This is a genomic window from Rhodococcus sp. NPDC003318 (assembly GCF_042879035.1).
In the GTDB taxonomy this organism is placed as follows: Bacteria; Actinomycetota; Actinomycetes; order Mycobacteriales; family Mycobacteriaceae; genus Rhodococcus_G.
Map to the genome: position 1 here is coordinate 693,052 of NZ_JBIAOU010000001.1, position 26,488 is coordinate 719,539.

General features: G+C 69.4%; 24 protein-coding genes and 1 pseudogene. 6 read left to right on the forward strand and 19 right to left on the reverse strand.

Annotated elements, in window-relative coordinates; genetic code table 11:
• Window positions 1-51: 51 nt before the first annotated feature.
• Together ACFYVR_RS03040 and ACFYVR_RS03045 are read left to right on the forward strand one after the other, a co-directional pair.
• Window positions 52-579, forward strand: coding sequence for a toxin-antitoxin system HicB family antitoxin (locus tag ACFYVR_RS03040; protein ID WP_387469456.1), 528 nt, complete (start codon window positions 52-54; stop codon window positions 577-579).
• Window positions 580-677: 98 nt separating this feature from the next.
• Entirely contained in the window at window positions 678-1,112 is a 435-nt protein-coding gene (locus ACFYVR_RS03045) for an SRPBCC family protein (RefSeq protein WP_387469458.1), read from the forward strand.
• 9 nt (window positions 1,113-1,121) lie between these two features.
• On the opposite strand, the gene ACFYVR_RS03050 is transcribed toward ACFYVR_RS03045, so the two are convergent.
• From ACFYVR_RS03050 to dapB, 4 genes are all read right to left on the reverse strand, one after another.
• Window positions 1,122-2,336 carry a winged helix-turn-helix domain-containing protein gene (locus ACFYVR_RS03050; protein WP_387469460.1) on the reverse strand — a complete coding sequence of 405 codons (1,215 nt, stop codon included), beginning with the start codon at window positions 2,334-2,336 and terminating at the stop codon, window positions 1,122-1,124.
• A gap of 88 nt (window positions 2,337-2,424) precedes the next feature.
• On the reverse strand, window positions 2,425-2,889 hold the full coding sequence (locus ACFYVR_RS03055; protein WP_387469462.1) for a flavodoxin family protein: 465 nt from the start codon (window positions 2,887-2,889) through the stop codon (window positions 2,425-2,427).
• 9 nt (window positions 2,890-2,898) lie between these two features.
• Window positions 2,899-3,363, reverse strand: coding sequence for a hypothetical protein (locus tag ACFYVR_RS03060; protein WP_387469464.1), 465 nt, complete (start codon window positions 3,361-3,363; stop codon window positions 2,899-2,901).
• Window positions 3,360-4,103 (reverse strand): 4-hydroxy-tetrahydrodipicolinate reductase, encoded by a 744-nt coding sequence (gene dapB / locus ACFYVR_RS03065; RefSeq protein WP_387470322.1) that lies wholly within the window; start codon window positions 4,101-4,103, stop codon window positions 3,360-3,362. The genes ACFYVR_RS03060 and dapB overlap by 4 nt, the downstream gene beginning before the upstream one ends.
• A gap of 209 nt (window positions 4,104-4,312) precedes the next feature.
• Between dapB and ACFYVR_RS03070 the strand changes: the two genes are divergently transcribed.
• The 3 genes and pseudogenes from ACFYVR_RS03070 to ACFYVR_RS03080 all read left to right on the forward strand — a co-directional run.
• Window positions 4,313-4,891 carry a carboxymuconolactone decarboxylase family protein gene (locus tag ACFYVR_RS03070; protein WP_387469466.1) on the forward strand — a complete coding sequence of 193 codons (579 nt, stop codon included), beginning with the start codon at window positions 4,313-4,315 and terminating at the stop codon, window positions 4,889-4,891.
• Window positions 4,888-5,751: an RNA polymerase sigma-70 factor gene (locus tag ACFYVR_RS03075; protein WP_387469468.1), complete on the forward strand. Its 864-nt coding sequence runs from the start codon at window positions 4,888-4,890 to the stop codon at window positions 5,749-5,751. Before ACFYVR_RS03070 ends, ACFYVR_RS03075 begins: the two co-directional genes overlap by 4 nt.
• Window positions 5,752-6,072: 321 nt before the next feature.
• Window positions 6,073-6,516, forward strand: a pseudogene (locus ACFYVR_RS03080) (DUF2332 family protein); the annotation flags it as partial.
• A gap of 151 nt (window positions 6,517-6,667) precedes the next feature.
• Here the strand turns inward: ACFYVR_RS03080 and ACFYVR_RS03085 are convergent.
• The 12 genes from ACFYVR_RS03085 to ACFYVR_RS03140 all read right to left on the reverse strand — a co-directional run bounded on the left by ACFYVR_RS03085 (window position 6,668) and on the right by ACFYVR_RS03140 (window position 23,114).
• On the reverse strand, window positions 6,668-7,639 hold the full coding sequence (locus tag ACFYVR_RS03085) for a TIGR00341 family protein (RefSeq protein ID WP_387469470.1): 972 nt from the start codon (window positions 7,637-7,639) through the stop codon (window positions 6,668-6,670).
• 355 nt (window positions 7,640-7,994) lie between these two features.
• Window positions 7,995-9,101, reverse strand: coding sequence for an alcohol dehydrogenase catalytic domain-containing protein (locus ACFYVR_RS03090; RefSeq protein WP_387469472.1), 1,107 nt, complete (start codon window positions 9,099-9,101; stop codon window positions 7,995-7,997).
• A 4-nt stretch (window positions 9,102-9,105) separates the two neighbouring features.
• On the reverse strand, window positions 9,106-9,474 hold the full coding sequence (locus tag ACFYVR_RS03095; RefSeq protein WP_387469474.1) for a VanZ family protein: 369 nt from the start codon (window positions 9,472-9,474) through the stop codon (window positions 9,106-9,108).
• Entirely contained in the window at window positions 9,474-10,817 is a 1,344-nt protein-coding gene (locus ACFYVR_RS03100; protein ID WP_387469476.1) for a M16 family metallopeptidase, read from the reverse strand. Before ACFYVR_RS03100 ends, ACFYVR_RS03095 begins: the two co-directional genes overlap by 1 nt.
• Window positions 10,818-10,884: 67 nt before the next feature.
• The gene (narI, locus tag ACFYVR_RS03105; RefSeq protein ID WP_387469478.1) at window positions 10,885-11,616 is read right to left on the reverse strand and encodes a respiratory nitrate reductase subunit gamma; all 732 of its coding nucleotides are present in this window, start codon (window positions 11,614-11,616) and stop codon (window positions 10,885-10,887) included.
• 1 nt (window position 11,617) lies between these two features.
• Window positions 11,618-12,301, reverse strand: a complete 684-nt coding sequence (gene narJ / locus ACFYVR_RS03110; protein ID WP_387469480.1) for a nitrate reductase molybdenum cofactor assembly chaperone — start codon at window positions 12,299-12,301, stop codon at window positions 11,618-11,620.
• Window positions 12,298-13,956, reverse strand: coding sequence for a nitrate reductase subunit beta (gene narH, locus ACFYVR_RS03115; RefSeq protein WP_387469482.1), 1,659 nt, complete (start codon window positions 13,954-13,956; stop codon window positions 12,298-12,300). Before narH ends, narJ begins: the two co-directional genes overlap by 4 nt.
• A complete protein-coding gene (locus tag ACFYVR_RS03120) occupies window positions 13,953-17,651 on the reverse strand; it encodes a nitrate reductase subunit alpha (protein WP_387469484.1) in 3,699 nt (1,232 codons plus the stop codon). The genes narH and ACFYVR_RS03120 overlap by 4 nt, the downstream gene beginning before the upstream one ends.
• Window positions 17,652-17,688: 37 nt before the next feature.
• Window positions 17,689-18,909: a nitrate/nitrite transporter gene (locus ACFYVR_RS03125; RefSeq protein ID WP_387469486.1), complete on the reverse strand. Its 1,221-nt coding sequence runs from the start codon at window positions 18,907-18,909 to the stop codon at window positions 17,689-17,691.
• Window positions 18,910-19,051: 142 nt separating this feature from the next.
• Window positions 19,052-21,316 (reverse strand): polyribonucleotide nucleotidyltransferase, encoded by a 2,265-nt coding sequence (locus ACFYVR_RS03130; RefSeq protein ID WP_387469488.1) that lies wholly within the window; start codon window positions 21,314-21,316, stop codon window positions 19,052-19,054.
• Window positions 21,317-21,721: 405 nt separating this feature from the next.
• Window positions 21,722-21,991, reverse strand: a complete 270-nt coding sequence (rpsO, locus tag ACFYVR_RS03135; protein WP_007533317.1) for a 30S ribosomal protein S15 — start codon at window positions 21,989-21,991, stop codon at window positions 21,722-21,724.
• A 148-nt stretch (window positions 21,992-22,139) separates the two neighbouring features.
• Window positions 22,140-23,114 carry a bifunctional riboflavin kinase/FAD synthetase gene (locus ACFYVR_RS03140; protein WP_387469492.1) on the reverse strand — a complete coding sequence of 325 codons (975 nt, stop codon included), beginning with the start codon at window positions 23,112-23,114 and terminating at the stop codon, window positions 22,140-22,142.
• Between the two features lie 100 nt (window positions 23,115-23,214).
• Here ACFYVR_RS03140 and ACFYVR_RS03145 point away from each other — a divergent pair, with 100 nt between their 5' ends.
• Window positions 23,215-23,919 carry a metal-dependent transcriptional regulator gene (locus tag ACFYVR_RS03145; RefSeq protein WP_387469494.1) on the forward strand — a complete coding sequence of 235 codons (705 nt, stop codon included), beginning with the start codon at window positions 23,215-23,217 and terminating at the stop codon, window positions 23,917-23,919.
• Window positions 23,920-23,951: 32 nt separating this feature from the next.
• Here ACFYVR_RS03145 and truB read toward each other — a convergent pair whose 3' ends face one another.
• From truB to ACFYVR_RS03160, 3 genes are read right to left on the reverse strand one after another with little or no spacing between them, the layout of a single operon-like run.
• Window positions 23,952-24,872, reverse strand: coding sequence for a tRNA pseudouridine(55) synthase TruB (gene truB, locus ACFYVR_RS03150; RefSeq protein WP_387469496.1), 921 nt, complete (start codon window positions 24,870-24,872; stop codon window positions 23,952-23,954).
• 25 nt (window positions 24,873-24,897) lie between these two features.
• Window positions 24,898-25,563: a 4'-phosphopantetheinyl transferase Npt gene (gene npt / locus ACFYVR_RS03155; protein ID WP_387469498.1), complete on the reverse strand. Its 666-nt coding sequence runs from the start codon at window positions 25,561-25,563 to the stop codon at window positions 24,898-24,900.
• Entirely contained in the window at window positions 25,560-26,486 is a 927-nt protein-coding gene (locus ACFYVR_RS03160) for a metallophosphoesterase family protein (protein ID WP_387469500.1), read from the reverse strand. Before ACFYVR_RS03160 ends, npt begins: the two co-directional genes overlap by 4 nt.
• Window positions 26,487-26,488 lie beyond the last annotated feature (2 nt).

The window sequence follows — 26,488 nt, forward strand, 5'->3', positions numbered from 1 at the left end:
ACGCCACAAGTCACCCTTGCGTGACGTCACACATGGAGGCACCATGGCGTCATGGACCTGTCGAACCACACCCGGAACCTGCGCCGCGACCTCACCGCCACCGCCGCCCTCGGAGACGAGAACACCCGACGCATCGCGGAGGCACTGACCGACGCCGCGGAGAGCTCGGCGCGCCTGATGCTGATCGACGCCCTGTCCGAGTTCGCGGTCGAGGTCGGAGCCGCCCTCGGCGACCGCGACGTGCACGTCCGGCTCACCGGCACCGAAGCGAGCGTCGAGGTCACCCGGACAGCGGCGCCGGACGAGGAGGCGGCGCCGGACGAGGAGGCGGCACCGAACGAGTCGGGAACACCGGGGTCGACGGCGGGATCGTCACAGGCGGGGCCGTCGCAGGGGTCCACGAACCTCGACGACCTCGGCGGCGACATCTCCCGCGTGACCCTACGACTGGTCGAGCAGGTCAAGGCGCGCGCCGAGGAGGCCGCGGCCCAGAACGGGGTGTCGCTGAACTCGTGGGTGGCCCAGGCTGTCCAGGGCGCCCTCGGCGACCAGATGCGGCGCGGCCGCGGAGGGTCGTGATCGGTTCGTCCGTCGACCGGTCGTAGGGTGTCGGTATCTGGTATTGATTCACCTGTGACAAAAAGACGGTGTCACGGCGAATGCGAAGGGGTGGGTTCATGGCGGTGTCCGGGTCCAAGGAGTTCGAGATCGCGGCCGATCCGGCGACGGTGATGGCGGCACTGGTCGCGGTGGAGCGTCTGCCGGAATGGTCGTCGGCCCACAAGTCCGTCACCGTGGAGAGCACCCATCCCGACGGGCGCCCGCACCGGGTTCGGATGACCGCGTCGGTTGTCGGCATCACCGACGAGCAGGTCGTCGAGTACACCTTCGACGGTGACGAGAAGGTGGTGTGGACGCTGGTGTCCAGCACCCAGCAGAAGCAGCAGGACGGCAGTTACGTCCTGACCGCGAACGGCAACGGTGGCACCCACGTCGCGTTCTCGCTCACCATCGACCCGAGGATCCCGGTCCCCGGGTTCCTGGTGAAGAAGGCGCAGAATATGGCGCTCGACACCGCGTCGAAGGGTCTGACCAAGTTCGTCGAGGGCTGACGGCGACCCTCACAGCTGCGCCGCGAGCTTCGCGGCCAGGTCGCCCCGCTCCCCCACCACGACGTCGGAGAGCCCGAGCCAGTTCGCCATCGAGCGCAGTTCGACGGCGAGCGCCTCGGCGACGGCTCCCGCGTCGGCTCCGCCCTCGACGAAGGCACCCGGAACCCGCAGGGCGTCGGCGGCCCGGTCGGCCTTGAGGTCGACCCGCGCGACGAGGTCGCCGTCGTGCAGGAACGGGAAGACGTAGTACCCGTGGACGCGCTTGTGTGCCGGCGTGTAGATCTCGATCCGGTACCGGAATCCGAAGATCCGTTCCGTGCGGGGCCGGCAGAACACCAGCGGGTCGAACGGACTGAGCAGTGCCGTGCCGGCCGGCCGCCGCGGAGTCCGGGCGTCCGCGGCGAGGTAGGCGGGCTCGTCCCAGCCGCGCACCGTCACCGGCTGCAGGTCGCCGCTGTCGACGAGATCGGCCAGGGCCGGACGGGTTTCGGCGGCGGCGAGGCGGTAGTAGTCACGCAGGTCCGAGGCGGTCGCGACCCCGAGCGCCCGACCGGCGCGGCGCACCAACTCGCGGATCGCGTCGTCCTCGCCGATGTCGGTGGAGAGCAGGTCTGCGGGCAGCACCCGCTCGGCGAGGTCGTAGTGCCGGGTGAACGCGACCCGCCGACCGACCGACAACTCCCCCGCCGCGAACAGCTGCTCACAGACCACCTTGACGTCGCTGCGCCCCCACCACGGGCCGCGCCGGCCGCCCGACTCGATCTCGAGGTGCCGCTCGACCTCACCCGCCGACGTCGCACCGACCTCGGCGATCACGGCGAGGACGTCGCGGCCGAGCGTGGGGTTACGTTCGAGCACCCGCTTCTCCCCGGCCCAGCGGCCGTGGGCGTAACGGCGCATCCGCCAGCGCATCAGCGGCCAGTCCTCGATTGGGATCAGCGCCGCCTCGTGGGCCCAGTACTCCACCAGCGCACGGGGTTTCGCGGCAGTGTGCCGCCACGCGGCCGCGTCGAGCAGGTCCCGGTCGTAGCCCCCGATCCGGCTGAAAACCGGCATGTAGTGCGCCCGCACCGCGACCGAGACCGAATCGAGTTGCAGCAGACCGGTCCTGCCGACAGCTCCGACAACCCGTGCGCGGGTGGCCGCGCCGGTCGATCGCCGGCCGCCGAAACCCTGTGCCGCCACGGCGGTACGACGAGCGGAGGCGGCGGTCATCTCGAGCACGGGTTCCAGCCTGCCATCGACCACCGACAGCCGCGCGGCGGCGACCGGTCGGCCTCTGCCGGCGTGCGGCCGAGGGGCTGTTCGGCACTCAGCCCGCGACTGTCGCCGCCACGGTCGCTCCGAGTTCGTAGCAGCGTTCCCGCGCGGCGGCGTCGACGCCGCCGGTGATCTCGACCGCTTCGGCGATCTTGGTCAGCGCCAGGCCGGAGACGATCTTCTGCACCGCGTTCACTGCGCCGGCGGTGTCGTTGTTGCCGTGAACCCACAGCCCGTACGGTCGGCCGGCGACGGCGTCGAGGCACGGGTAGTAGACGGTGTCGAAGAAGTGTTTGAGCGCGCCGGACATGTAGCCGAAGTTGGCGCTGGTGCCGAAGATGTAGCCGTCCGCGGCCAGCACGTCGGGGATCGTCGCCCCGAGTGCGGGCACGGACCGCACCCGCACTCCCTCGATGTCGGGGTCGTGGGCGCCGGCCAGGACCGCTTCGAGCAGTTCGCGGGTCGGCGGTGACGGGGTGTGGTGCACGACGAGGAGGGTCGGCGATTCGGCGGTCACGGCTGCAGCCTACGAAGCTTCCGCCGCCTCGAGCGCCACGGCTCGGCGCATGGTTTCGCGGGCGCGGGACCGGTCGCCGGCGTAGTCGTACGCCCGCGCCAGTCGGTAGGAGCTGCGCCAGTTGTCCGGGTCCGCCTCCCATTCCGTCTTCACCCGGGCGAACAGGGCGTCGGCGGCATCTCGCTGGATCCGACCGGACGGCATCCGCGGCAGGTCGGAGACGTCGAGTTCGATGCCCTCCTCGCGTGCCCGGGACGCCAGGTGCTGGTGCTGGAATCCGGACCGGACGGTCGCGAACACCATCCAGACACCGAGCAGGGGCAGGACGAGCACCGCGATGCCGAGGATCACGGGGACCGCTCCGCCGTCCCGGATCAGGTCGATGCCGCGCTGCCCGAGGAGGACGAAGTAGAAGGCGAGCGCGACGATGATCCCCGCGATCGCGGCGACGACCTTCGTCGAGGAGCCCTTCACAGGTCGAGCAGGGGGTCGATTCCGACGGTCAGACCGGGCCGGGACGCGATCTCGCGTACACCGAGCAGCACGCCGGGTGCGAACGAGTTGCGGTCGATGGAGTCGTGCCGGATGGTCAGGGTCTCGCCCTGGGTGCCGAGCAGCACCTCCTGGTGCGCGACCAGACCGGCGAGCCGCACCGAGTGCACCCGCACCCCGTCGACGTCCGCGCCGCGGGCACCCTCGAGTTCGGTGGTGGTGGCGTCCGGGCCGGGTCCACGCCCGGCCTCGGCGCGCGCGGCGGCGATCAGCGCGGCCGTGCGGTACGCGGTGCCGGAGGGGGCGTCGGCCTTGTTCGGGTGGTGCAGTTCGATGACCTCGACGGAGTCGAAGAAGCGGGCGGCCTGGGCCGCGAACCGCATCGACAGGACGGCGCCGATCGCGAAGTTCGGGGCGATCAGCACACCGACCTCGGGCTGCTCGACGAGCCAGCGCTGCACCTGAGCGAGCCGCTCGTCGTCGAAACCGGTGGTGCCGACGACGGCGTGGATGCGGTTGGCGACGAGGAACTCCAGGTTGCCCATCACCACGTCGGGGTGGGTGAAGTCGATGACGACCTCGGTGCGGGTGTCGAGGAACGTCTCGATCGGATCGCCGGCGTCGACGCGGGCGACGAGTTCGAGGTCCGGTGCCGCCTCGACGGCCTCGCACATCGCGCGCCCCACCTTGCCGCCTGCGCCCAGGACACCGACCCGAATCACCGTCACCGACCTCACTCCGTTCGTGTTGCTGCAGCTGCGACGGAACCGCACGGACCGTCGGGCGCAAGCCTACGCAACGGGAGTTCACCCGCTTCGGGTGAGTCGGCGGACCCGCTGCACCGTTTCCACGACCTGCCGGACGACTCGATGTCACATTCCGCTCCTCACCGGTGTCTTCATGCCGACAGCACCCACGCGAAGGAGGAATCATGACCGGCACCACACGAATCCCCAAGGCGGAGCTGACCGGAATCAGCGGCGCGCTCGTCACGAGGATGTCGCACCGGATGTTCGGCGAAGTACCGGAACCGGTCGCGGTGGCGTGGCACAACCGGAAGGTCCTGAAGTTCAGTTTCGCCGTCGGCCGCAAGGCCCAGAAGTGGGATGCCTGCGATGCGAACCTGAAGTCGTTCGCGCACATGGCGGTCGCCAGCCTCGTCGGCTGCAGTTTCTGTCTCGACTTCGGGTACTTCCAAGCCCACAACGACGGACTGGATCTGACGAAGGCGCGAGAGGTACCGCGCTGGCGGGAGTCGGACGTCTTCACGCCACTCGAACGCGACGTGATGGAGTACGCGGAGGCCATGACGCAGACCCCGCCAACGGTCACCGACGAAGTGTCCGCGGCGTTGCTCGCCGCGCTGGGCCCGGCCGCGCTCGTGGAGCTGACGGCGTTCATCGCGTTGGCGAACCTGATGACCCGTACCAACACCGCACTCGGGGTGGAGTCGCAGGAGTTCGCCGCCGCCTGCGCCCTGCCGCCGCTCGCCGTACGGTCGACGACATGACCGACGACCCGTTCGTCACCCATCGCAGCCTGCTCTTCACCGTCGCCTACGAGATGCTCGGGTCGGCGGCCGACGCGGAGGACGTCGTGCAGGAGACATGGCTGCGGTGGGCCGACGTCGACCGGGCCGGTGTCCGCGACCCGCGCGCATATCTGGTCCGGATCGCGACCCGGCAGGCTCTGAACCGCCTGCGGTCCCTCGCGCGACGTCGCGAGGAGTACGTCGGCGAATGGTTGCCCGAGCCGCTGCTCACCAGCCCCGACGCGGTCGCGGATGTCGAGATGGCCGAGAACGTCTCGATTGCGATGCTCACCGTGCTCGAAACTCTCGGACCGGTGGAGCGGGCCGTCTTCGTGCTCCGCGAGGTGTTCGACACGCCGTTCGACGAGATCGCCGACGTCGTCGGCAAGTCGTCGGCGGCGACGCGGCAGATCGCCCGCCGCGCCCGCGAGCATGTCGCGGCTCGTCGGCCTCGAATGCAGGTCGATCGGGACGAGCAGCAGGTGGTGGTCGCGAAGTTCATGGCTGCGGTGTCCACCGGCGACGTGCAGGAGCTGATGGACGTGCTGGCTCCCGATGTCGTGGTGATCGCGGACGGCGGCGGCCGGGTCGCGGCCGCGCGCACACCGCTCGTGGGGAGCGATCTGGTGGCGAGGTTCCTGGCCCGTGCGGCACGGTTCCCCGACCTCACGACGGCGCCGGCCGACATCAACGGGATGCCGGGATTCCGGCTGGACCTCGACGGCGGTGTGACCGCGGTCAGCGTGGCGGTCGCGGACGGCCGCATCACCCGCATCTACGCGATCCGCAATCCCGAGAAGCTGGACCGTCTCGACCGCGTCACCGACTTGCAGAGGTGACCGGACGCCCGACCCCGCACTGCGGCCGTCGTCGGAACGGCGGTGGGTCGGTGCCGTCCGGCACGGCCGCGGGACCAGCACCTCGTTTCCGAGTGGGACCACCCGCCACAACCCCATCGTCTCGAGCTGATGGTGGAACGCGCACAGGCACTACAGATTCGACACGATCGCCCACCCGCCGACCACCGCGTTCCACGCCAGGTACTCACGATGTGATCGAGCTGGCTCTGCGTCGCCGGACGATGGCAACCCGGGAACCGGCAATGCCCGGGTGCGTCCCGCCACCTCGGCGCCCCCACCGACAGGTACTCGCCTTTCCACGCACGGATTCCGAACAACTGGCCGAACGTGAAGGAGACCGCACCGGCCCGCTCGACGCAGACGAACGAAGCCGGCCGGACCGCGGTACTGCTGCCCCTTCTCGGACCGATCGACGGCCCACTGTCTCTCATCGAGGTCGGAGCGTCAGCCGGACTGTGCCTGTACCCGGACCGGTACAGCTATCTCTACGACGGGCGACACCGCCTCGATCCGACGGACGGTCCGTCCCCGGTCCTGTTGCGCTGCAGCACCACCGTCGAGCGCACCGTCCGAGCCCTGCCCTGCCGCTGGATCTCCGACGAAGGACCGTCGGTCCTCCCGCACATCACCGATCGGATCGCGGCCATCGACGTCCCGATCGGCGGACGGTTCGTCGTTTCCCTGGACGGCCGACCCCGCGCACTCACCGGAGCCCACGGGCAGTCCCTCGACTGGCTCCACTGACCACCGACAGACAGGGATTCCCGGTGTGTCCGCCGGAGATCACCTGCCACCGTCGACGCCCGTCGTGATCGAACCCCACAACCCGCGGTGGCCTGTCGGCTTCGAGGAATCGACCTCATGTCCGTCCGATCGCCGGCATGTCCACACCTCGTCATCCTCCCGCGTCGACCCGTTCGCCGACGGTGTGCACCACGTGCAGTGTGGGATCCCACGGCAGCAGGTCGTCCACGGCCTGCTCCAGTTCCTCGATCGGCGGCAGCGCGGCCGGTCCGAGGACGGCGATCGTCGCGGTGCGACCCTGCCACGTGACACCGGTGACCTGCGCTCCCGGACTGTCGGCGAGCCAGTCCTGCGCGGCGTCCGCGATGTGTTGTGCCCACACCGACGACAGCGAGTTGAGCACCATCGGGATGGTGACCACGCAGGCGGCGAGCGTGAGCAGGACGTAGGCCCGCGCTCGGCTGCCACCCTGCTCCGCTGCGGCTTCCCGGCCGTATCCGGCGGCGAACAGCACGACCATCGCGGTGATGACCAGGGCGACGACGTTCGACGCGAACAGGACGAAGGCGCCCGCCGCGAGCGCCGGTGCCCCCGAACCCAGGCACACACCGACCACACCGAGCGGCGGCACCAGGGAGATCGCGATCGCGACGCCGGGTAGGACGTCGCCGACGTCGCGGCGGGCGACCGCGATGGCGCCGGCAAATCCGGTCGCGATCGCGGCGAGGAGGTCCATCAGCGTGGGCGACGTCCGGCCGGTCACCTGAGAGTTCGACAACACGTCCGTCGGGTTCGGCAGCAACTGCGCGACGACGGCGCCGATCACCACGACCAGCACGACACCCGCCGCGACATAAAGCAGGCTGCTGCGCACCAGACGGCCACGCGCCGTGGTGATTCCGAGCCCGATCCCGAGGATCGGCGTGGACAGCGGAGCGACGATCATCGCGCCGATCACGGTGGCGGTCGAGTCACCCGCGACACCGGCCACGGCGATGACCGCGGACAAGGTCAGCATCACCCAGAATGCGGAGCGTTTGGCACCACGATCCCCCGTCTCCAGGTCGAGACGATCGTCGAGCTCGTCCAACGTACGTCGCTGGTCGTCCGGTATGAGCAGCATCCGACTCCCCGTCCACCGAGCACTCCCGACGAGCACTCGCGCCGCCCATCCTGCCGATCGCGCGACGTCCGGACCTCACCCTGCCGGAATGAGATCGACCTCCCGATCCCTACTGTTCGGGCCGACGAGGTCGTGGACGCGTGGCCGAAACCGGTACGTTCGAGGGCGCCTCGGGATCGCTCTGCGAGGGGGACAATGGACGGACGGAAGCGATGCGAGGAAGTGAACCACCATGCCTCCCGAGATGATGGCCTGGTGCCATCAGTTCATGATGTGGCTGCACCAGATGGGGCTGCCGATGCCGATGATGCCCGGCCACGGAATGTGACGCCCCGACTCGGCGCGGCGGCCCGATTCAGTCGAAGACGATCACCTGACGGATCGCGTGACCGTCGGCGAGTTCGTCCATGCCGCGGTTGATCTCGTCGAGGGTGATGTGCGAGGAGATGAGCCTTTCCACGGGCAGCCTGCCCTCCCGCCACATCTGGGCGTAGCGGGGGATGTCGCGCGACGGCACCGCGGAGCCGAGGTAGCTGCCGACGATGGTGCGGGCCTCCGCGACCAGGCTCAGCGGCGAGATCGACGACCGCGCTTCCGGATTCGGTAAGCCGACGGTGACGGTGGTACCGCCCGGGGATGTCGCGGCGACCGCCGTCTCGAAGGCGCGGGCATTGCCGGCGGCCTCGACGACGAGGTTCGCGCGGATGCCGTTCTCGACCAGTTCGGTCGGCGTGTACACCGCGGTCGCGCCGAGCCCCCGTGCCACGTCGAGCTTCTCGGGTATCGCGTCCACTCCGATCACCTCGCCGTGACCGAGTGACACCGCGGCCAGGATCGCCGCCATCCCCACTCCTCCGAGCCCGACGACCATGATCGAGTCGCCGGGCACGGTGTGCGCGGCGTTGAGCACCGCGCCCCCACCGGTGAGAACGGCACACCCGAGGACCGCCGCGATCTCGGGTGGCACGTCGTCCCCGACCGGGACCACGGAACGCCGGTCCACCACGGCATGCGTCGCGAAACCGGAGACCCCGAGGTGGTGATGGATGTCGGTGCCGCTGCGGTGCAGCCGGCGTCCACCGGCGAGCAGCACGCCCTCGTTGTTCGCGATGCCGCCCTCGCTGCACGGCATCCGGCCGTCGGTGGCGCAGCCCGCGCACTGCCCGCACCGCGGTAGGAAGGTCATCACGACACGGTCCCCGACCGCGACGTCGGTGACGGCGGAACCGATCTCCTCCACCCGGCCCGCCGCCTCGTGCCCGAGCAGCATCGGAACGGGCCGCACCCGGTTGCCGTCGACCACCGACAGGTCCGAATGGCACAGGCCCGCCGCCTCGATCCGCACCAGCAGCTCCCCGGGACCGGGCCCGTCGAGGTCGAGGTCGGAGATCACGATGGGACGCGAGTCCGCGAAGGGGCGGGCGCGCCCGATCTCCTCGAGTACCGCGCCGCGTATCCGCATCGAACTACCTCCCGGGCGTCTCGGACCGTCTCCGCCCAGCTTGCCACGCCCACACCAGTCCGAGTCCGAGGACCACACCGATCATGTCCGCCGTCCAGTCCCACACGGAGCCGGTGCGCTGGATCGGCAGCACTGCCTGTAGGACCTCGGACACCGCCGCGTACACCGCGCCGCCGAGCAGGATCCACCCGGTCCGGAAGCCCGCGTACCGCGCGGCGACCGCGAGGGCAAGGAACATCAGCAGGTGCGTGACCTTGTCGCTGTTCGGTGGCCCGCTCGGCACCGTCGATCCCGGCGAGAACAGCATCACCAGGGTGACTGCGAGAACGACGAGGAACGGGACCGTCCGCGGGGTTCGCAGCGCCGTGGGCATCAGACGATTCCGCGCACCACGGCGGGCAGGTCACGCGCCCGCTTGTACGGCCCCACCACCGACGCCGCGAACGGCCGGTTCAGCAGCATCGCCGCCACCTCCCGCACCTCGTCTGTGGTGACGGCGTCGATGCGCTGCAGCGTCTCGGTGATGGTGCGGTGGCTGCCGTAGTTCAGTTCCTGACGCCCGATCCGGTGCATCCGCGACCCCGAATCCTCCAGTCCCAGAACCATTCCGCCGCGGATCGAGCCCTTCGCGCGGGCACATTCGGCGTCGGTGATGCCGTTGGTGGCGACCTGGGCGAGCACCTCCCGGATCAGGGTGGTGACGTCGGCGAGGTTCTCCGGCTGGCAGCCGGCGTAGACGGAGAACGCCCCGGTGTCGGCGAAGGTGTCGACGCTCGAGTACACCGAGTACGCGAGCCCGCGCTCCTCGCGGATCTCCTGGAACAGACGGGAACTGAGCCCACCACCGACCGCGGTGTTGAGCACCGACAGCGCCCACCGGTGCCCCTCGTGACGGCCGAGACCGCGGACCCCGACGGACAGGTGCGCCTGCTCGCTGTCCCGCTCGAGCACGCTGAGCGCGGGCGCCGTCCGCGCCCGCAACCTGCCCTCCCGCCGCGGGGCGGGGTCGGCACCGTCGGAGAGGTGACCGCTGAACGCCCGCCGCACCAGCTCGACGGTCTCGTCGTGATCGACGTTGCCCGCGACCGCGACCACCATCCGCTCGGGTGTGTAGCGCCGGACGTGGAACGAGTGCAGCTGGGTGCGGGTCATCGCCTCGATCGACTCCGTCGACCCGATCACCGGCCGGCCCACCGGGTGGTCACCGAACAGGGCGGTCAGGAACTCGTCACCGAGCAGGTCCTCGGGGTCGTCGTCGCGCATCGCGATCTCCTCGAGCACCACCTGCCGCTCGACGTCGACGTCCGCGGAGCGGCACCGTCCCCGCAGCACGACGTCGCTGACGATGTCGATCGCCAGCGGCAGGTCCTCGTCGAGGACGTGCGCGTAGAAGCAGGTGTGCTCGCGGGAGGTGAAGGCGTTGAGTTCGCCGCCGATTCCGTCGACGACCTGCGCGATGTCCAGGGCCGTGCGGGTCGGGGTCGACTTGAACAGCAGGTGTTCGAGGAAGTGGGCCGCCCCGGCGACCGACGTCTGCTCGTCACGCGAACCCACGCCGACCCAGATGCCGACGGACGCCGACCGGACGCCCGGCATGTGCTCGGTGACGACGCGGAGGCCGCCGGGCAGGACGGTACGTCGCACGGTCGATCTCGGCGTTCGGGTCCGTCGCTTCGGTGTGGAGGTGGCGGTGCGGCGGCGGTCTGTGGTGGCCATGTAGTGGTTCAGCGGTCCTCGTCTGCGGTCGGACGTAGAGGACCAAAGACTACAGGTCGGTCACGCGTCACCAGCCCCGGCGGTGCGGCTGGGAGCCGACCGGTCCGCCACGGCCCGAGACGTCGCGGCTGCGGTAGACGATGTACGGCCGGAACAGGTACGCGAACGGGGCGCTGAACGCGTGCACGAGGCGGGTGAACGGCCACAGCGCGAACAGCACCAGCGCGATCGTGACGTGGACCTGGAACGAGGCCGGAGCCTGCACCATCAGATCGCCGCGGGGCTGCAGGATCCAGATCGACCGGAACCACGGTGACACGGTCTCGCGGTAGTTGTGCGCCTCGTTGCCCTCGAAGGCACCGATCGTCGTGGTCGCGAGTCCGGCGACGATGGCGGCGACGAGCACCACGTACATGACCTTGTCGTTGAGGGTGGTCGCGGTGAACACCGGGCCGGTCGTGCGACGCCGGTAGACGAGCAGACCCACCCCGACGAGGGTTGCCACGCCGGCGACGACGCCGGGGACCGCCGCGCCCCAGTGGTACATGCGCTCGCTGATGCCGACCGCGTCGGTCCACGACTCCGGGATCACCAGGCCGATGACGTGACCGAGGATCACCACCAGGATGCCGAAGTGGAACAGCGGGCTCGCGATCCGCAGCAGCCGGTTCTCGTACAGCTGCGACGACCGGGTGGTCCAGCCGAACTTGTCGTACCGGTACCGCCACCACGTCCCGATCACCAGGATCGCGAGCGTCACGTACGGAACGACGTCCCAGTAGATCTCCCCGGCCGACATGTCAGTGCAGTCCTTCCTGCCGCGGTCGATCTCGCCTGGGCGGCACCGTCAGGGTGAACGGCTGCAGGCCGACCGATTCCGCGGGCGGTCCCGCCTGCGCCAGTTCGCGGGCCCGCTGCCGGTCCACCTCGGTCGCCGGCGGCAGTGTCGCGGCGACCGCTCCGAGAACGTCGGCGTAGGGCGAGCCGGCGTCCCTCAGCCTTTCGTGGAGCAGGTCCACGGCCGTGCGATGAGCGGCGAGCAGCCGTCCGCCGGTGTCGGGATCGACGGTGGCCGCGAATTCGAGGACGACCGCGAGGTGGTCGGCGGACTCACCGGCCGGAGGCTCGACGCCCGCCGCCCGGTAGACCCGGACGAACACCAGGATCGCCGCGCCCCGGTTGCGGGTGTCGCCGTCGGTCCAGTACGTGAGCAGCAGGGTCGTCCGGTTGCGCATGTCGAAGGTGTCGACATAGGTGGTCGCCGCTGCGAGCGTGGACGGTCGACGCAGGTCGCGCACCGCCGTCGCGAGCGGCTGCGCCGCCTCCTCCGGGAGATGTGCGAGGAGCTCGTCGACGGTGTCGAGCCGGCGGTGGTGATCGGCGTCCGGGTAGGCCAGCAGCAGCGACGCCGCCTGCCACACGACGCGGTGCTGCCGGATCAGCTCGTCGCGGCCGCTCCGAGCCGGCCTGCGCAGCAGTCTCACGACCGGCCTCCGGGGAACATCCCGTCGGGTGCGCCCTTGCCGTCCCAGTTCAGGAGGTTGACCCGCGACGGACTGCTCGCGTTCGCGCCCATCGCCTCGCTGGTCTGACGCCGGCGCAGCGCGTGGAAGGTCTCCACCGCCACCGGCACCGGCCCTCCGCTCGCCTCCCCGAACGGTCCGGAACCCTGCTCGTACAGCCCGGGTCCGCCCTCGAAGTCGAGCGGGCAGTCGGTGACCGTCTCCTCGAGACCGTGTGCCTGCTCCGCATAGGCGGACGGAATGACGTAGCGCTCTTCGTATTTCGCGAGCGCCAGCAGGCGGTACATCTCGTACACCTGCTCCTCGGTCATCCCGACCGCCGCCGGAATGTGTTCCTGCGGTGGGCGTCCGAGGTTGATGTCGCGCATGTACGACCGCATCGCGGCCAGGCGCCGCAGGACCCCGGCGACCACCTCGGTGTCCCCCGCGGCGAACAGCTCCGCCAGGTACTCGATCGGGATGCGCAGCGATTCCAGTGCGCCGAACAGGTTTCCGAGATCCTCGCCGTCGTGCCCGTCGCGGCTGACGGCGTCCACGACCGGCGACAGCGGCGGCACGTACCAGACCATCGGCATCGTCCGGAACTCCGGATGCAGCGGCAGCGCCACCCGGAAGTCCTTGATCAGAGCGTGGATCGGCGAGCGTTGCGCGGCCTCGATCCAGGTGTCCGGGATGCCCGAGGAGTGTGCGGCCGCCACCACATGCGGATCGTTCGGGTCCAGCAGGGTGTCGAGCTGCGCCTGGTACAGGTCGCGATCGTCCGGCGCGGACGCGGCCTCGAGGACTCGGTCGGCGTCGTAGAGGATCAGCCCGATGTAGCGCAGGCGTCCGACGCAGGTCTCCGCGCACACCGTAGGCAGGCCCACCTCGACGCGGGGGTAGCAGAAGGTGCACTTCTCGGCCTTGCCGGTCTTGTGGTTGAAGTACACCTTCTTGTACGGGCACCCGGACACACACATCCGCCAGCCGCGGCACTTGTCCTGGTCGACGAGCACGATGCCGTCCTCGGTCCGCTTGTACATCGCCCCCGACGGGCAGGACGCGACGCAGGCGGGATTCAGGCAGTGTTCGCAGATCCGCGGCAGGTAGAACATGAAGGTCTGCTCGAGCTCGAGCTTGACCTGCTCGCTCACCTTCTTCAGCACCGGGTCGTCGGCGAGGATCTCCGGCGACCCGCCGAGGTTGTCGTCCCAGTTCGCCGACCATTCCACCTTCATCGGGTCGCCGGTGATCAGGCTGCGCGGCTCCGCGACCGGCATCTGGTCACCGAGCGGCGCGTTGGTGAGGTTCTCGTAGTCGTAGGTCCAGGGCTCGTAGTAGTCCGCGATCGTCGGCATCTTCGGGTTCGAGAAGATCCGCGAGAGCTTCTTCAGCTTGCCGCCGTCGCGCAGCTTCAGGCGTCCCTTCGAGTCCCGGACCCATCCGCCGCGCCACCGCTCCTGGTCCTCGTAGGTGCGCGGATAGCCCTGTCCCGGACGGGTTTCCACGTTGTTGAACCACACGTACTCGGTGCCCGAGCGGTTGGTCCAGGCCTGTTTGCAGGTCACCGAGCAGGTGTGGCAGCCGATGCACTTGTCGAGATTCATCACCATCGCGAGCTGCGCCATGACCTTCATCGGTACGTCACCTCCTGGCTGCGGCGGCGGACCACCGTCACCTCGTCGCGCTGGTTCCCGGTCGGACCGAGATAGTTGAACGCCCACGACGTCTGCGCGTACCCGCCCGCCAGGTGGGTCGGTTTGATCAGCAACCGGGTCAGCGAGTTGTGGATGCCGCCCCGGTTGCCGGTGGTCTCCGTGCGCGGCACGTCGATCGTCCTTTCCTGCGCGTGGTACACGTACACGACGCCCTCCGGCATGCGGTGCGAGACGATCGCCCGGCACACCACCACGCCGTTGCGGTTGACGGCCTCGACCCAGTCGTTGTCGCGCACCGCGATCTTCGCCGCGTCCGCCGGGCTCATCCACATGGTCGGCCCGCCCCGGGACAGCGACAGCATGAACAGGTTGTCCTGGTACTCGGAGTGGATGGACCACTTGCTGTGCGGGGTCAGGTAACGCACGGTCAGCCCGATCCCCTCCCGCACCTCGCCGAGGTGCGGCTCGGAGAACAACCGCGCCATGTCCAGAGGCGGGCGGTAGATCGGGAGTTGCTCGCCGAGTTCCTCGATCCAGTCGTGGTCGAGGAAGAAGTGCATCCGCCCGGTCAGGGTGTGGAACGGCTTGAGCTGTTCGATGTTCACGGTGAACGGCGCATACCGTCGGCCGCCGGTCTCGCTGCCCGACCACTCCGGACTGGTGATCACCGGCACCGGACGCGCCTGGGTGTCCGCGAACGTGATCCGGCGTTCCTCGCTGCCCTCGGCCAGGTGCGCGAGCGGTCGTCCGGTGCGTCGCTCGAGCTGCCGGAACCCCTCGACCGCAAGCCTGCCGTTGGAGGTGCCCGACAGTCGGAGCACCGCCTCGCACATCTTCTCCGCGGTGTCGAGGGCCGGACGCCCCGCTGCCGCACCGGAACTCATCACGCCGTGCCGCTCGGCGAGTTCGGCGACCTCCCGGTCGGGATGGAACGTCACCCCCTTGGTAACCAGGCCTGCCTTCTCCACGAGCGGTCCGAGCGCCGACCACTTCTCCGCGATCGCCGCGTAGTCACGTTCGACGACGACCAGCGGCCCCATCGTCCTTCCGGGCACCGGCACCTCACCGGTGGCGCGCCAATCCGATTCGCTGCCACCGGGGTACGCCATCGCACCGGGAGTGTCGTGCTGCAGGGTGCCCATCACCACGTCGGTGCGGGTGCCCAGGTGGGTCCGGGCCTGCTCCGAGAAGGCCTCGGCGATCGCGGCGAAGGCGTCGAAGTCCGACCTCGTCTCCCACGGCGGATCGATCGCCGCGGTGAACGCGTGCAGGTACGGGTGCATGTCGGTGCTCGACAGGTCCGGTTTCTCGTACCAGGTGGCCGCGGGCAGCACGACGTCCGACAGCAACGTCGTCGACGTCATCCGGAAGTCGATCGACATCACCAGGTCCAGCTTGCCCTCGGGCAGGTCCTCGCCGTCCCGCCAGTCGGCCTCGACGGGCCGCAGGTCCGGTGCGGTCGGGTCGGCCTGCAGGTTGGACGTGGTGCCGAGCAGATGCTTCAGGAAGTACTCGTTGCCCTTGCTCGACGAGCCGAGCAGGTTCGCACGCCAGATGCTCAGCACCCGGGGCCAGTTACGTGGGTTGTCGGGGTCCGTGACGGCCAGCCGCAGGTCGCCGGACGCCAACCGTTCGGTGACGTGGGCGACGACGTCCTTGCCTTCGGCGGCCGCCTCGTCCGCCAGGTCCAGGCTGGAGCGGTCGAACTGCGGGTAGAAGGGCGTCCACCCCATCGCGACCGCCGACGCCATCACGTCCATCGTGTGCCGGTCCGCGAACCGGCCCCGTCCCGTCGGGCTGGCCAGGGCGTCGGCGCGGTATCCGTCGTAGCGCCACTGGTCGGTGTGCGCGTACCAGTAGGACGTTCCGGCCATCTGACGCGGCGGGCGGCTCCAGTCCGTTCCCATCGCCACGGTCGCCCACCCGGTCACCGGCCTGCACTTCTCCTGCCCGACGTAGTGCGCCCAGCCGCCGCCGTTGCGGCCCATCGACCCGGTGAGCAGCAGCAGGCCCAGGATCGCCCGGTAGGTGGCGTCGCCGTGGAACCACTGGCAGATGCCCGCACCCATGATGATCATCGAGCGGCCACCGGACTCGGTCGCGTTGACCGCGAACTCCTTCGCGATCCGGATCACCTGCGCCGCCGACACCCCGGTGATCGGTTCCTGCCAGGCCGGGGTGTACGGCGACGTCGGGTCGTCGTAGCCGGCCGCCCACTGGCCCGGCAGCCCCGGTCGCGCCACCCCGTAGTGCGCGAGCATCAGGTCGAAGACCGTGCAGACCCGGTGGCCCGCGACGGTCCGGACCGGGACGCCCCGGTCGATGGTCTCGCCGCGGCCGTCGACGGTGTCGAAGCGCGGGAACGTCACAGTCGCAACGTCGTTCGACTCGGGGTTCGCGACCGTCAGGGCCGGTGCCAGGTCGCCGAGGTCGAGGTTCCACTTTCCGACGCCGTCGTCGCCGAACCGGAATCCGAGCGATCCGTGCGGCACGGCCGGTGCATTCGTGGCACCGTCGAGGATCACCGGCTTGAAGGCCGCGTTCTCGACATCCTCCCCCAGATCGGCTGCGGTGAGGGTCTTTCCGGCGACCAGGCGGCCGTCACGCTCCTCGAGTTTGATCAGGAACGGCAGATCCGTGTAGCGGCGGACGTAGTCGACGAAGAACGGCTCCCGCGTCTTCACGAAGTATTCCGACAGGATCACGTGCCCCATCGCCATTGCCATCGCGCCGTCGGTGCCCGCCGCGCAGGGCATCCACTCGTCGGCGAACTTGGTGTTGTCGGCATAGTCGGGGCTCACGGTGACGACCTTGGTCCCGCGGTAGCGGACCTCCGCCATCCAGTGCGCGTCCGGGGTCCGGGTGACGGGGACGTTCGACCCCCACATCAGCAGGTAGCTCGCGTCCCACCAGTCCCCCGACTCTGGGACGTCGGTCTGGTCGCCGAACACCTGCGGCGACGCCACCGGCAGGTCGGCGTACCAGTCGTAGAAGGATGTCATCACCCCGCCGAGCAGCTCGACGAACCGGGACCCGGCCGCGAACGACACCATCGACATCGCGGGGATCGGCGAGAACCCGGCGATCCGGTCGGGACCGTACTCCTTGATCGTGTGCACGTGCGCCGCGGCGATCATCTCGGTCGCCTCGTCCCAGCTCACCCGCACCAGACCGCCCTTGCCGCGGGCCTGTTGGTAGCGGCGGCGACGCTCCGGGTCGTTCTGGATGTCGGCCCAGGCCAGGACCGGGTCCTTCAGCCGCGCCTTCGCCTCGCGGTACATCTCGACGAGAAGACCGCGGGCGTACGGATAACGCACCCGGGTGGGCGAGTACGTGTACCAGGAGAAGGCCGCGCCGCGCGGGCAGCCGCGCGGCTCGTACTCCGGCCGGTCCGGCCCGACGGACGGATAATCGGTCTCCTGGGTCTCCCAGGTGATGATCCCGTCCTTGACGTAGATCTTCCAGGAACACGAGCCCGTGCAGTTCACCCCGTGGGTGGACCGCACCACCTTGTCGTGGCTCCAGCGGTCCCGATAGAAGATGTCGCCGTCGCGCCCGCCCTCCCGGGTCACCGTCCTGCGATCCGCCGAGATCTGGCCGGGAGTGAAGAACCGTCCGCTGCGCACCAGCGCATCCTCGACGGCACCTCCCGCTGTCCAACGGTTGGACGTCACGTCCCCTCCTCCACGCCGCGCGGCACTCGGTCTGCTGTTACGTTGTCGCGCTGTCCTTCTCGGGTTCCGTGGCATGCAGCTTCAGCGCGGTGTACGCGAACGCGACCGCCGCTGTCACCGCCAGCAGCAGCAGGCCGACGGTGTAGTCGTTGTTCTCCTCGTTGTACGTCGCGCCCATCACCAGCGGTGGGAAGTAGCCACCGAGCCCCCCGGCCGCGGCGACGATGCCGGTGACGCTGCCGACGTTCCGGGCGGGCGAACGCCGTGCCACCCAGGCGAACACGCCGCCGGTGCCGATGCCGAGGAACACCGCGAGCAGGGTGAACGTCAGGCCGGACCAGATGTCCGGCGGCGGCTGCAGCGTCTCGACGACCGCGAGCACGGCCGTCCCGCCGAGGGACGCGAGCACCACCCACTTCGGCGGAATCCGGTCCGACAGCGCGCCACCGATCGGACGCGCGATCACCGCGGCGAGCGCGAACGCCGCGGTGCGCGTGCCCGCATCCACCGCGGAGAAGTCGTAGATCGTCTTGATGTACGTCGGCAGGTAGTTGCTGAACGCGACGAACCCACCGAACACGATGGCGTAGAGGAACGACATCTCCCAGGTCACACGGAGTTTCGACGCCGCGACGAGTTTCGGTACGACGGGTTCCGGGTTCGGGGTGAACTCCGGGGAGTCCTTCATCAGCACCACGCACAGCACCGCGGTGACCGCGAGCGCCACCGCGATGATCACGTGCGTCGTGATCAGGCCGAACCACCCGACGAAACGCGGCGTGAAGAACGCCGACAGGGCGGTGCCCACCATTCCCGCCCCGAAGACGCCCGTCGCGAAACCGTGTCGGCTCGGCTCGTACCACGACTTCGCGAACGGGATACCGATCGCGAACACGGTGCCCGCGATGCCGAGGACGAATCCCGACGCGAGCAGTCCGACGTACGAGTCGGCCGACGCGGACAACCCGACCGCGAGCACCGGGACGATCGAGGCGACCGCCACGAAGATGAACAGCGCCCGGCCGCCGTACCGGTCGGTGAGCGGTCCCGTCACGATCCGGCCCAGCGACCCGACCAGGATCGGTGTCGCGACCAGCATCGAGGCCTGTGAGCTGCTCAGGTCCAGCCGTTCCGCGTAGGTGGTGGACATCGGTCCCACCATGTTCCAGGCCCAGAAACAGATGGTCGACGTCCAGGTGGCGAGAACCAGATTCCGAGCCTGGGCGGACTTGTCGAAAACAGGAGTTCCTGTGTTCACCGGTCCAGGAAAACACCACCCGAAGTGATCCGCAGTGCGAAACACCTATCCGAGCGGCAACTTTCCGGTCACGAGGCCGGAAACGACGAGTGCCCCCGACCGTGAGGTCGGGGGCACTCGCCGAATCTGCCGGTGTCGACGCTTACGCGTCGTTCTCCGTCTCGGCCGGAGCCTCGGCGGCGGCCTCGTCCTCGACGGGGACGAGGGAGATCTTGCCGCGGTTGTCGATGTCCGCGATCTCCACGCGCAGCTTGCTGCCGACGCTGACGACGTCCTCGACCTTGTTGATCCGCTTGCCGTTGCCCAGCTTCGAGATGTGCACCAGCCCGTCACGGCCCGGGAGCAGCGAGACGAATGCGCCGAAGGCGGTGGTCTTGACGACCGTGCCGAGGAAGCGTTCGCCCACCTTGGGCAGCTGCGGGTTGGCGATGGCGTTGATCATGTCGATCGCGGCCTGCGCGGACGGGCCGTCCGCCGCACCCACGAAGACGGTGCCGTCGTCCTCGATGGAGATGTTGGCACCGGTCTGCTCGGTGATCGAGTTGATCATCTTGCCCTTGGGGCCGATGACCTCACCGATCTTGTCCACGGGCACCTTGATGGTGGTGATCCGCGGCGCGTACGCACTCATCTCGTCCGGGGTGTCGATCGCCTCGGCCATGACCTCGAGGATCGTGGTGCGGGCGTCGTGCGCCTGCGACAGCGCGCCGGCCAGGACCTGCGACGGGATGCCGTCCAGCTTGGTGTCGAGCTGCAGAGCCGTGACGAAATCCTTGGTGCCCGCGACCTTGAAGTCCATGTCGCCGAACGCGTCCTCGGCGCCGAGGATGTCGGTCAGCGCGACGTAGCGGGTCTCGCCGTCGACCTCGTCGGAGACCAGACCCATCGCGATGCCCGCGACCGGAGCCTTGATCGGCACACCGGCGTTGAGCAGCGACAGCGTCGACGCGCACACCGAGCCCATCGAGGTGGAACCGTTGGAGCCCAACGCCTCCGAGACCTGACGGATCGCGTACGGGAACTCCTCGACGCTCGGCAGCACCGGCACCAGGGCGCGCTCGGCGAGCGCGCCGTGGCCGATCTCGCGACGCTTCGGGGAACCGACCCGGCCGGTCTCACCGGTCGAGTACGGCGGGAAGTTGTAGTGGTGCATGTAGCGCTTGCTGGTCTCGGGGCCCAGCGAGTCGACCTGCTGCGCCATCTTGACCATGTCGAGGGTGGTGACGCCCATGATCTGGGTCTCGCCACGCTCGAACAGCGCGCTGCCGTGCGCCCGCGGGATCACGGCGACCTCCGCCGAGAGCGACCGGATGTCGGTGATGCCGCGGCCGTCGATCCGGAAGTGGTCCTTGAGGATCCGCTGCCGGACCAGCTTCTTGGTCAGCGAGCGGAACGCCGCGCCGATCTCCTTCTCGCGGCCCTCGAACTTCGGGGCGACCTGCTCGAGAACGTCGACCTTGACCTCGTCGGTCTTGTCGTCGCGTTCCTGCTTGCCCGCGATGGTCAGCGCGGCCGACAGCTTGTCGGTGGCGGCGACCTCGACGGCGGCGTACACGTCGTCCTGGTAGGCCGGGAAGACCGGGTAGTCACCCGTGGGCTTCGACGACGCGGCGGCCAGGGCCTGCTGCGCCTCGCACAGGCGGGCGATGAACGGCTTGGCCGCCTCGAGACCCTGCGCGACGATCGCCTCGGTCGGCGCCTGCGCGCCGCCGTCGATCAGCTCGATGACGTTCTCGGTGGCCTCGGCCTCGACCATCATGATCGCGACGTCCGCGCTGTCCCCGGAGCCGGAGACGATGCGGCCGGCGACGACCATGTCGAACACGGCGTTCTCGAGCTGCTCGACCGTCGGGAACGCGACCCACTGACCGGCCTTGTTCTCGTCCGAGGTGATCAGCGCGACACGCACACCACCGACCGGACCGGAGAACGGCAGACCCGCGATCTGGGTGGACGCGGACGCGGCGTTGATCGCGACGACGTCGTAGAGGTCCTTCGGGTCGAGGCTCAGGACGGTCACCACGACCTGGATCTCGTTGCGCAGGCCGTCGACGAAGGACGGGCGCAGCGGCCGGTCGATCAGGCGGCAGGTCAGGATCGCGTCGGTGGAGGGACGACCCTCGCGGCGGAAGAACGATCCCGGGATGCGACCCGCGGCGTACATACGCTCCTCGACGTCCACCGTCAGGGGGAAGAAGTCGAAGTGCTCCTTGGGCTGCTTGCTGGCCGTGGTGGCCGACAGCAGCATGGTCTCGTCGTCCAGGTAGGCGACGACCGATCCGGCGGCCTGCTGCGCGAGGCGGCCGGTCTCGAAACGAACGGTGCGGGTCCCGAAGGCCCCGTTGTCGATGACGGCGGTGGACTCGAACACGCCCTCGTCGACCTCAACTGCAGTGTTTGCGGTCATGTCTTCTCTTCTCTTCCCTCTCGTCTTCGCCGTATCCGCGTGGCCGTCGCCGCCCTCCTGGCGGTGACGCGCACCTGATCGGGTGCCGCGCCCCCGGTGGGAAGGCGGGCCCTGACCCGTTGCGCGGAGGCGGCCGTCGATCGAAGCCAATCGCAGATCGTGTGTCGCAACGATCGTTCGAGTGGCCACTACCGAAGACCGACTGCCACGACTTCAGGCACGTACGGCGGGATCCGTCGTGGATCCGATGGTTCACGATGGAACCGCGTCCGCCGGGTGGCGACACCACCCGACAAACACCGGTAGCCAACGAGGCCAGTCTATGCACTCACCTCGTTGGCTACCGGGATGTTCACATCCTCACCGAACCGACGTGTCGCGGGCGGTGGGAACGCTTCACACTTCTTATCGACGCAGACCCAGACGCTCGATGAGCGAACGGTAACGCGCGATGTCGACCTTCTGGACGTACTTGAGCAGGCGACGACGACGTCCGACCAGCAGCAGCAGGCCGCGGCGGGAGTGGTGGTCGTGCTTGTGCGTCTTGAGGTGCTCGGTGAGTCCGACGATCCGCTTGGTCAGCAGTGCAACCTGCGCCTCCGGGGAACCGGTGTCGGTCTCGTGCAGTCCGTACTCGGAGAGGACGGCCTTCTTCTCTTCGGTGGTCAATGCCACTGTGGTGTCTCCTGATACTGATGTCCGCGCGACGAGAACCCGGGACGGACCCGAGATGGTGCAGCCGCCGCGGACCGCAGCACACACCGAGGAAACATCCTACCAGGGACCGGAAGAGCGCAGCCGCGCACGTCGGCCCGGACGAGCATCAGCCCCGCACGTCGGCGCGGCCCAGCACGTCCCGGGACTCGTCCACGTCGCGGCCCATCTGCGCGATCAGCGCCTCGACCGAGTCGAACTTCTCCATACCGCGCAGCCGCCGCACGAAATCGACCGCGACGTGCTGCCCGTACAGGTCGGCCGAGGCGTCGAGGACGTACGCCTCCACCGTTCGGACCCGTCCCGAGAACGTCGGATTGGTGCCCACGGACACCGCGGCCATGTACGCCACCCCCGGCGGCAACGACCCGGCGACCGGGTCCTGGGCCAGCACCGTGAACCACGCTGCGTAGACGCCGTCGGCGGGGATCGCCGCGTGCTCGTGCGGCGCGATGTTCGCCGTCGGGAAGCCGAGGTCGCGCCCGCGCCGCTCCCCGTGCACGACGACCCCCTCGACCCGATGCGGCCGGCCGAGCGCTTCGGTGGCGGCGACGACGTCACCGGCGTCCACACACGACCGGATGTAGGTCGACGAGAAGGTCACGGTGTGCTCGGCGAGCAGGTTCACCCCGTCGACCGCGAAGCCGAACCGGGTACCGATGCCGCGCAGCATCGGGACGGTGCCCGCGGCCTTGCGCCCGAACGTGAAGTTCTCGCCCACCACGACCTCGGCGACGTGCAGCCGCTCGACCAGGATCTCGTGCGCGTACTGCTCCGGGCTGAGCTTCATGAACTCCGGCGTGAACGGGACGACACAGAACACGTCGATACCCAGCGCCTCCGCCAGTTCCGCCCGCCGGGTCAGCGTCGTCAACTGCGCCGGGTGACTGCCCGGCCGCACAACCTCCATCGGGTGCGGATCGAAAGTCATGAGCACGCTGGGGATTCCGCGCTCACTTGCTGCCTTGACCGCACGACTGATCAGCTGCGCGTGCCCACGATGCACGCCGTCGAAGACACCGATCGTGAGTACGCAACGGCCCCAGTCGGCAGGAACATCGTCGAGCCCTCGCCATCTCTGCACGCCTCGCAGCCTACGGCTCGCCACCGCAAGCGTCACGTTCGGCTGTCGCACCGCGGTGTCGACGTGCCACACCTCGTGTGGATTGCCTAAGCTCGGTACCGTGACTGAGCGCAGGAACGGACGGGACGGAACGACCGGTGAGGTCGGCCTGACGACGGTCGCGCAGGACTACCTCAAGGTGATCTGGACGGCCGGCGAGTGGTCCGGCGAGCAGGTGTCGACCAAGATGCTCGCCGAGCGCATCGGGGTGTCGGCGTCGACGGTGTCCGAGGCGATCCGGAAACTCTCCGATCAGGGACTGGTCGACCACGCCCGGTACGGGTCGATCTCACTGACCGACCGCGGCCGGTCCGCGGCGGTCGCGATGGTGCGCCGACACCGGCTGATCGAGACCTTCCTCGTCGGCGAACTCGGCTACGGCTGGGACGAGGTGCACGACGAGGCCGAAGTGCTCGAGCACGCGGTCTCGGACCTGATGATCGAACGGATCGACGCCAAACTGGGTCACCCCGAGCGTGATCCGCACGGCGATCCGATTCCCGCTCCGGACGGCACGATTCCGACGCCACCGGCACGCCAGCTCAGCGACTTCACCGACGGTGAGTCCGGCGTGGTCGCCCGGATCTCCGACTCGGATCCGGCGATGCTGCGGTACTTCGACTCCGTCGGCATCCGCCTGGACCTGACGATCACGGTGCTCGAACGCCGCGACTTCGCGGGGACCGTGTCCGTCCGCCTCGGCGACGACACCGTCGTCGAGCTCGGAAACCCTGCCGCCCAGGCGATCTGGCTCGTCGAGGGCTGACTGCCGCAGACCGCGCGGTAGCGGTGGCGGGCCTACAGGCCGCGCAGGGTCGCGGGCCGCACCACCATCACCGAACCGGCCCGGCGGCCGCGCTCCTGCAGCAGGGCGATCGTGTGACCGGTCGGGTCGATCGCGGCGTACGTCCCCGGGATGCCGATCGGGTCGAGCCACCGGCCCTGGCTGATCGACTCCGCCTCGTCCGCGGAGATCTGCCGGTGCGCGAACGCCGTCTGGCAGGCCTGGTCGATGTCGAGGCTCACCGCCGGATCGTCGGCGAGCTGCTCGAGCGTCCGCGCGTGGTCGAGACCGAACGGCCCCACCCGGGTCCGGCGCAGCGCGGTGAGGTGTCCGCCGACGCCGAGGGTGGCGCCGAGATCGCGGGCCAGCGCCCGGACGTAGGTCCCCGAGGAGCACTCGACCTCGACGTCGAGGTCGACGAAGGTGTCCGTGCGGCGGGTGGTCGTGACGTCGAACCGGTCCACGGTCACCGGCCGGGCCTCGAGCTCGAACTCCTCCCCCGCGCGGACCAGCTTGTGGGCGCGCTGTCCGTCCACCTTGATGGCACTGACCCGGGTCGGGACCTGGGCGATGTTTCCGGTGAGGGTGGTGATCACCGCCGCGATCTCGTCATCGGTGACCGCGGACGCATCGGTCGTGGTGAGCACGTCGCCCTCCGCGTCGTCGGTGGTCGTCGCCTGACCGAGCCGGATGGTCGCCGCGTACGCCTTCGTGGTCAGCGACAGCAGGCCGAGCAGTTTCGTGGCCCGTTCCACACCGAGGACGAGCACGCCGGTGGCCATCGGGTCGAGAGTTCCGGCATGCCCGACCTTGCGGGTGTGCAGGATCTTGCGGCATCGGGCGACGACGTCGTGACTGGTCATGCCTGCGTCCTTGTCGACGATCAACAACCCGGCGCCGTGCAGGCCGGAGGACGGGGGGCGGTGAGCAGACACGGTTTTCGAGCCTACTCGACGTGACTCACCGGACGGTGATCGCGGCGATGACCAGACCACCGTCGACGAGCCAGCGCCCGTCGAACGACGCCAGCGGCGGGCCGTCGACCGTCTCCCCCGACACCAGGAGCTGCGAGTGGAAGGTGCCGGTGACGCCGTCACTCCCCGCCCGGTCGAGCGCGAACGTGATGTGCGCGTCCTCGAAGCCCAGCCACCGCTGCGTCAGCGGGAACCACGCCTTGTAGGTGGCCTCCTTCGCGCAGAACAGCAGGCGGTCCCAGTGGATCCGGTTGCCGGCCCCGGCCAGCCAGTCGCGTTCGGCGGGCAGGCTGACGGCGTCGAGCACGCCGTCGGGCAGCGGGCCGTGCGGCTCGGCGTCGATGCCCACCGACCGCACCGCCAACGTGTGGCCCAGCACCGCCCCGCGGTAGCCGTCGCAGTGCGTCAGGCTGCCCACGACACCGCGAGGGAACAGCGGATCCCCCTTCTCGCCCTTGAGGATCGGTGCCGGGTCGACGCCGAGTTTCGCCATCGCCTGCCGCGCGCAGTGCCGCGCGCTGACGAATTCACGGCGCCGCTTGTCGACGGCTCGTGCGATCAGCGGCGCCTCGCTGGGGTGCGGGGTCAGTTCCGGCGGGTCGGTGAACAGTTCCGCGTACTCGACACCGGTCGGGAGAATCTTCTCGATCACGCGCGGGCCGCCCTCATCCGTTCCATCTCGGCTTCCTGCTCGGCGGTGACCGTGAAGTGACCGCCCCACTTGTTGAGCGTGCCCGGCGCGTAGTCGGGCACGGGGAGAATCTGCCGCAGCAGCCGCTCCGGCAGGCCGCGGCGCTGCCACTCGCGCGGGTAGCCGAGCGAGACCTCCTCGAACCGGACACCGTCGTACCAGGTGGTGCGCGGGATGTGCAGGTGCCCGTAGACACTGCAGATCGCGTTGTAGCGGGTGTGCCAGTCGGCGGTCTCCTCGGTGCCGCACCACAGCGAGAACTCCGGATAGAACAGCACCCGCGTGGGTTCGCGCACCAGCGGGAAGTGGTTGATCAGCACCGTCGGGATCGACAGGTCGAGTGCGTCGAGCCGCGCGCGGGTGGACTCGAGCCTGGCCCGGCACCACGCATCACGGGTCGCGTACGGCTCCGACGACAGCAGGAACTCGTCGGTCGCGACGACGTTCTTGTCGCGCGCGAAGTCGAGCGCCTCCTGCTTCGTCGTCGTGCCCTCGGGGCGGAACGTGTAGTCGTACAGCAGGAACATCGGGACCAGGGTCGCCGGGCCGCCCTCACCGTCCCACACCGGATACGGGTCCTCCGGTGTGATCACCCCGAGCTCCCGGCACATCGTGACCAGGTAGTCGTACCGGGCGACGCCGTGCATCTGCACCGGGTCCTTCGCCGTGGTCCACAGTTCGTGGTTGCCGGGCACCCAGATGACCTTCGCGAAACGCTCACACATCAGCTTCAGCGCCCACGCGATGTCGTCGGTCTTCTCCGAGACGTCACCGGCGAGGATCAACCAGTCCTCGGGCGACTCCGGGTACAACTCCTCGGTGATCGGCCGGTTCCCGCGATGCCCGACATGGGTGTCGCTCACCGCCCACAGTTTGCGTGTCACGC

Bases quoted from the DNA above. Each gene is read 5' to 3' on its own strand.
- ACFYVR_RS03130 (WP_387469488.1), bottom strand. From the start codon at position 21,316: ATGACCGCAAACACTGCAGTTGAGGTCGACGAGGGCGTGTTCGAGTCC.
- ACFYVR_RS03095 (WP_387469474.1), bottom strand. From the start codon at position 9,474: ATGCCCACGGCGCTGCGAACCCCGCGGACGGTCCCGTTCCTCGTCGTT.
- narH (WP_387469482.1), bottom strand. From the start codon at position 13,956: ATGAAGGTCATGGCGCAGCTCGCGATGGTGATGAATCTCGACAAGTGC.
- narI (WP_387469478.1), bottom strand. From the start codon at position 11,616: ATGTCGGCCGGGGAGATCTACTGGGACGTCGTTCCGTACGTGACGCTC.
- ACFYVR_RS03090 (WP_387469472.1), bottom strand. From the start codon at position 9,101: ATGCGGATACGCGGCGCGGTACTCGAGGAGATCGGGCGCGCCCGCCCC.
- ACFYVR_RS03085 (WP_387469470.1), bottom strand. From the start codon at position 7,639: ATGCTGCTCATACCGGACGACCAGCGACGTACGTTGGACGAGCTCGAC.
- ACFYVR_RS03075 (WP_387469468.1), top strand. From the start codon at position 4,888: ATGACCGACGACCCGTTCGTCACCCATCGCAGCCTGCTCTTCACCGTC.
- ACFYVR_RS03070 (WP_387469466.1), top strand. From the start codon at position 4,313: ATGACCGGCACCACACGAATCCCCAAGGCGGAGCTGACCGGAATCAGC.
- ACFYVR_RS03040 (WP_387469456.1), top strand. From the start codon at position 52: ATGGACCTGTCGAACCACACCCGGAACCTGCGCCGCGACCTCACCGCC.
- ACFYVR_RS03045 (WP_387469458.1), top strand. From the start codon at position 678: ATGGCGGTGTCCGGGTCCAAGGAGTTCGAGATCGCGGCCGATCCGGCG.
- ACFYVR_RS03100 (WP_387469476.1), bottom strand. From the start codon at position 10,817: ATGGCCACCACAGACCGCCGCCGCACCGCCACCTCCACACCGAAGCGA.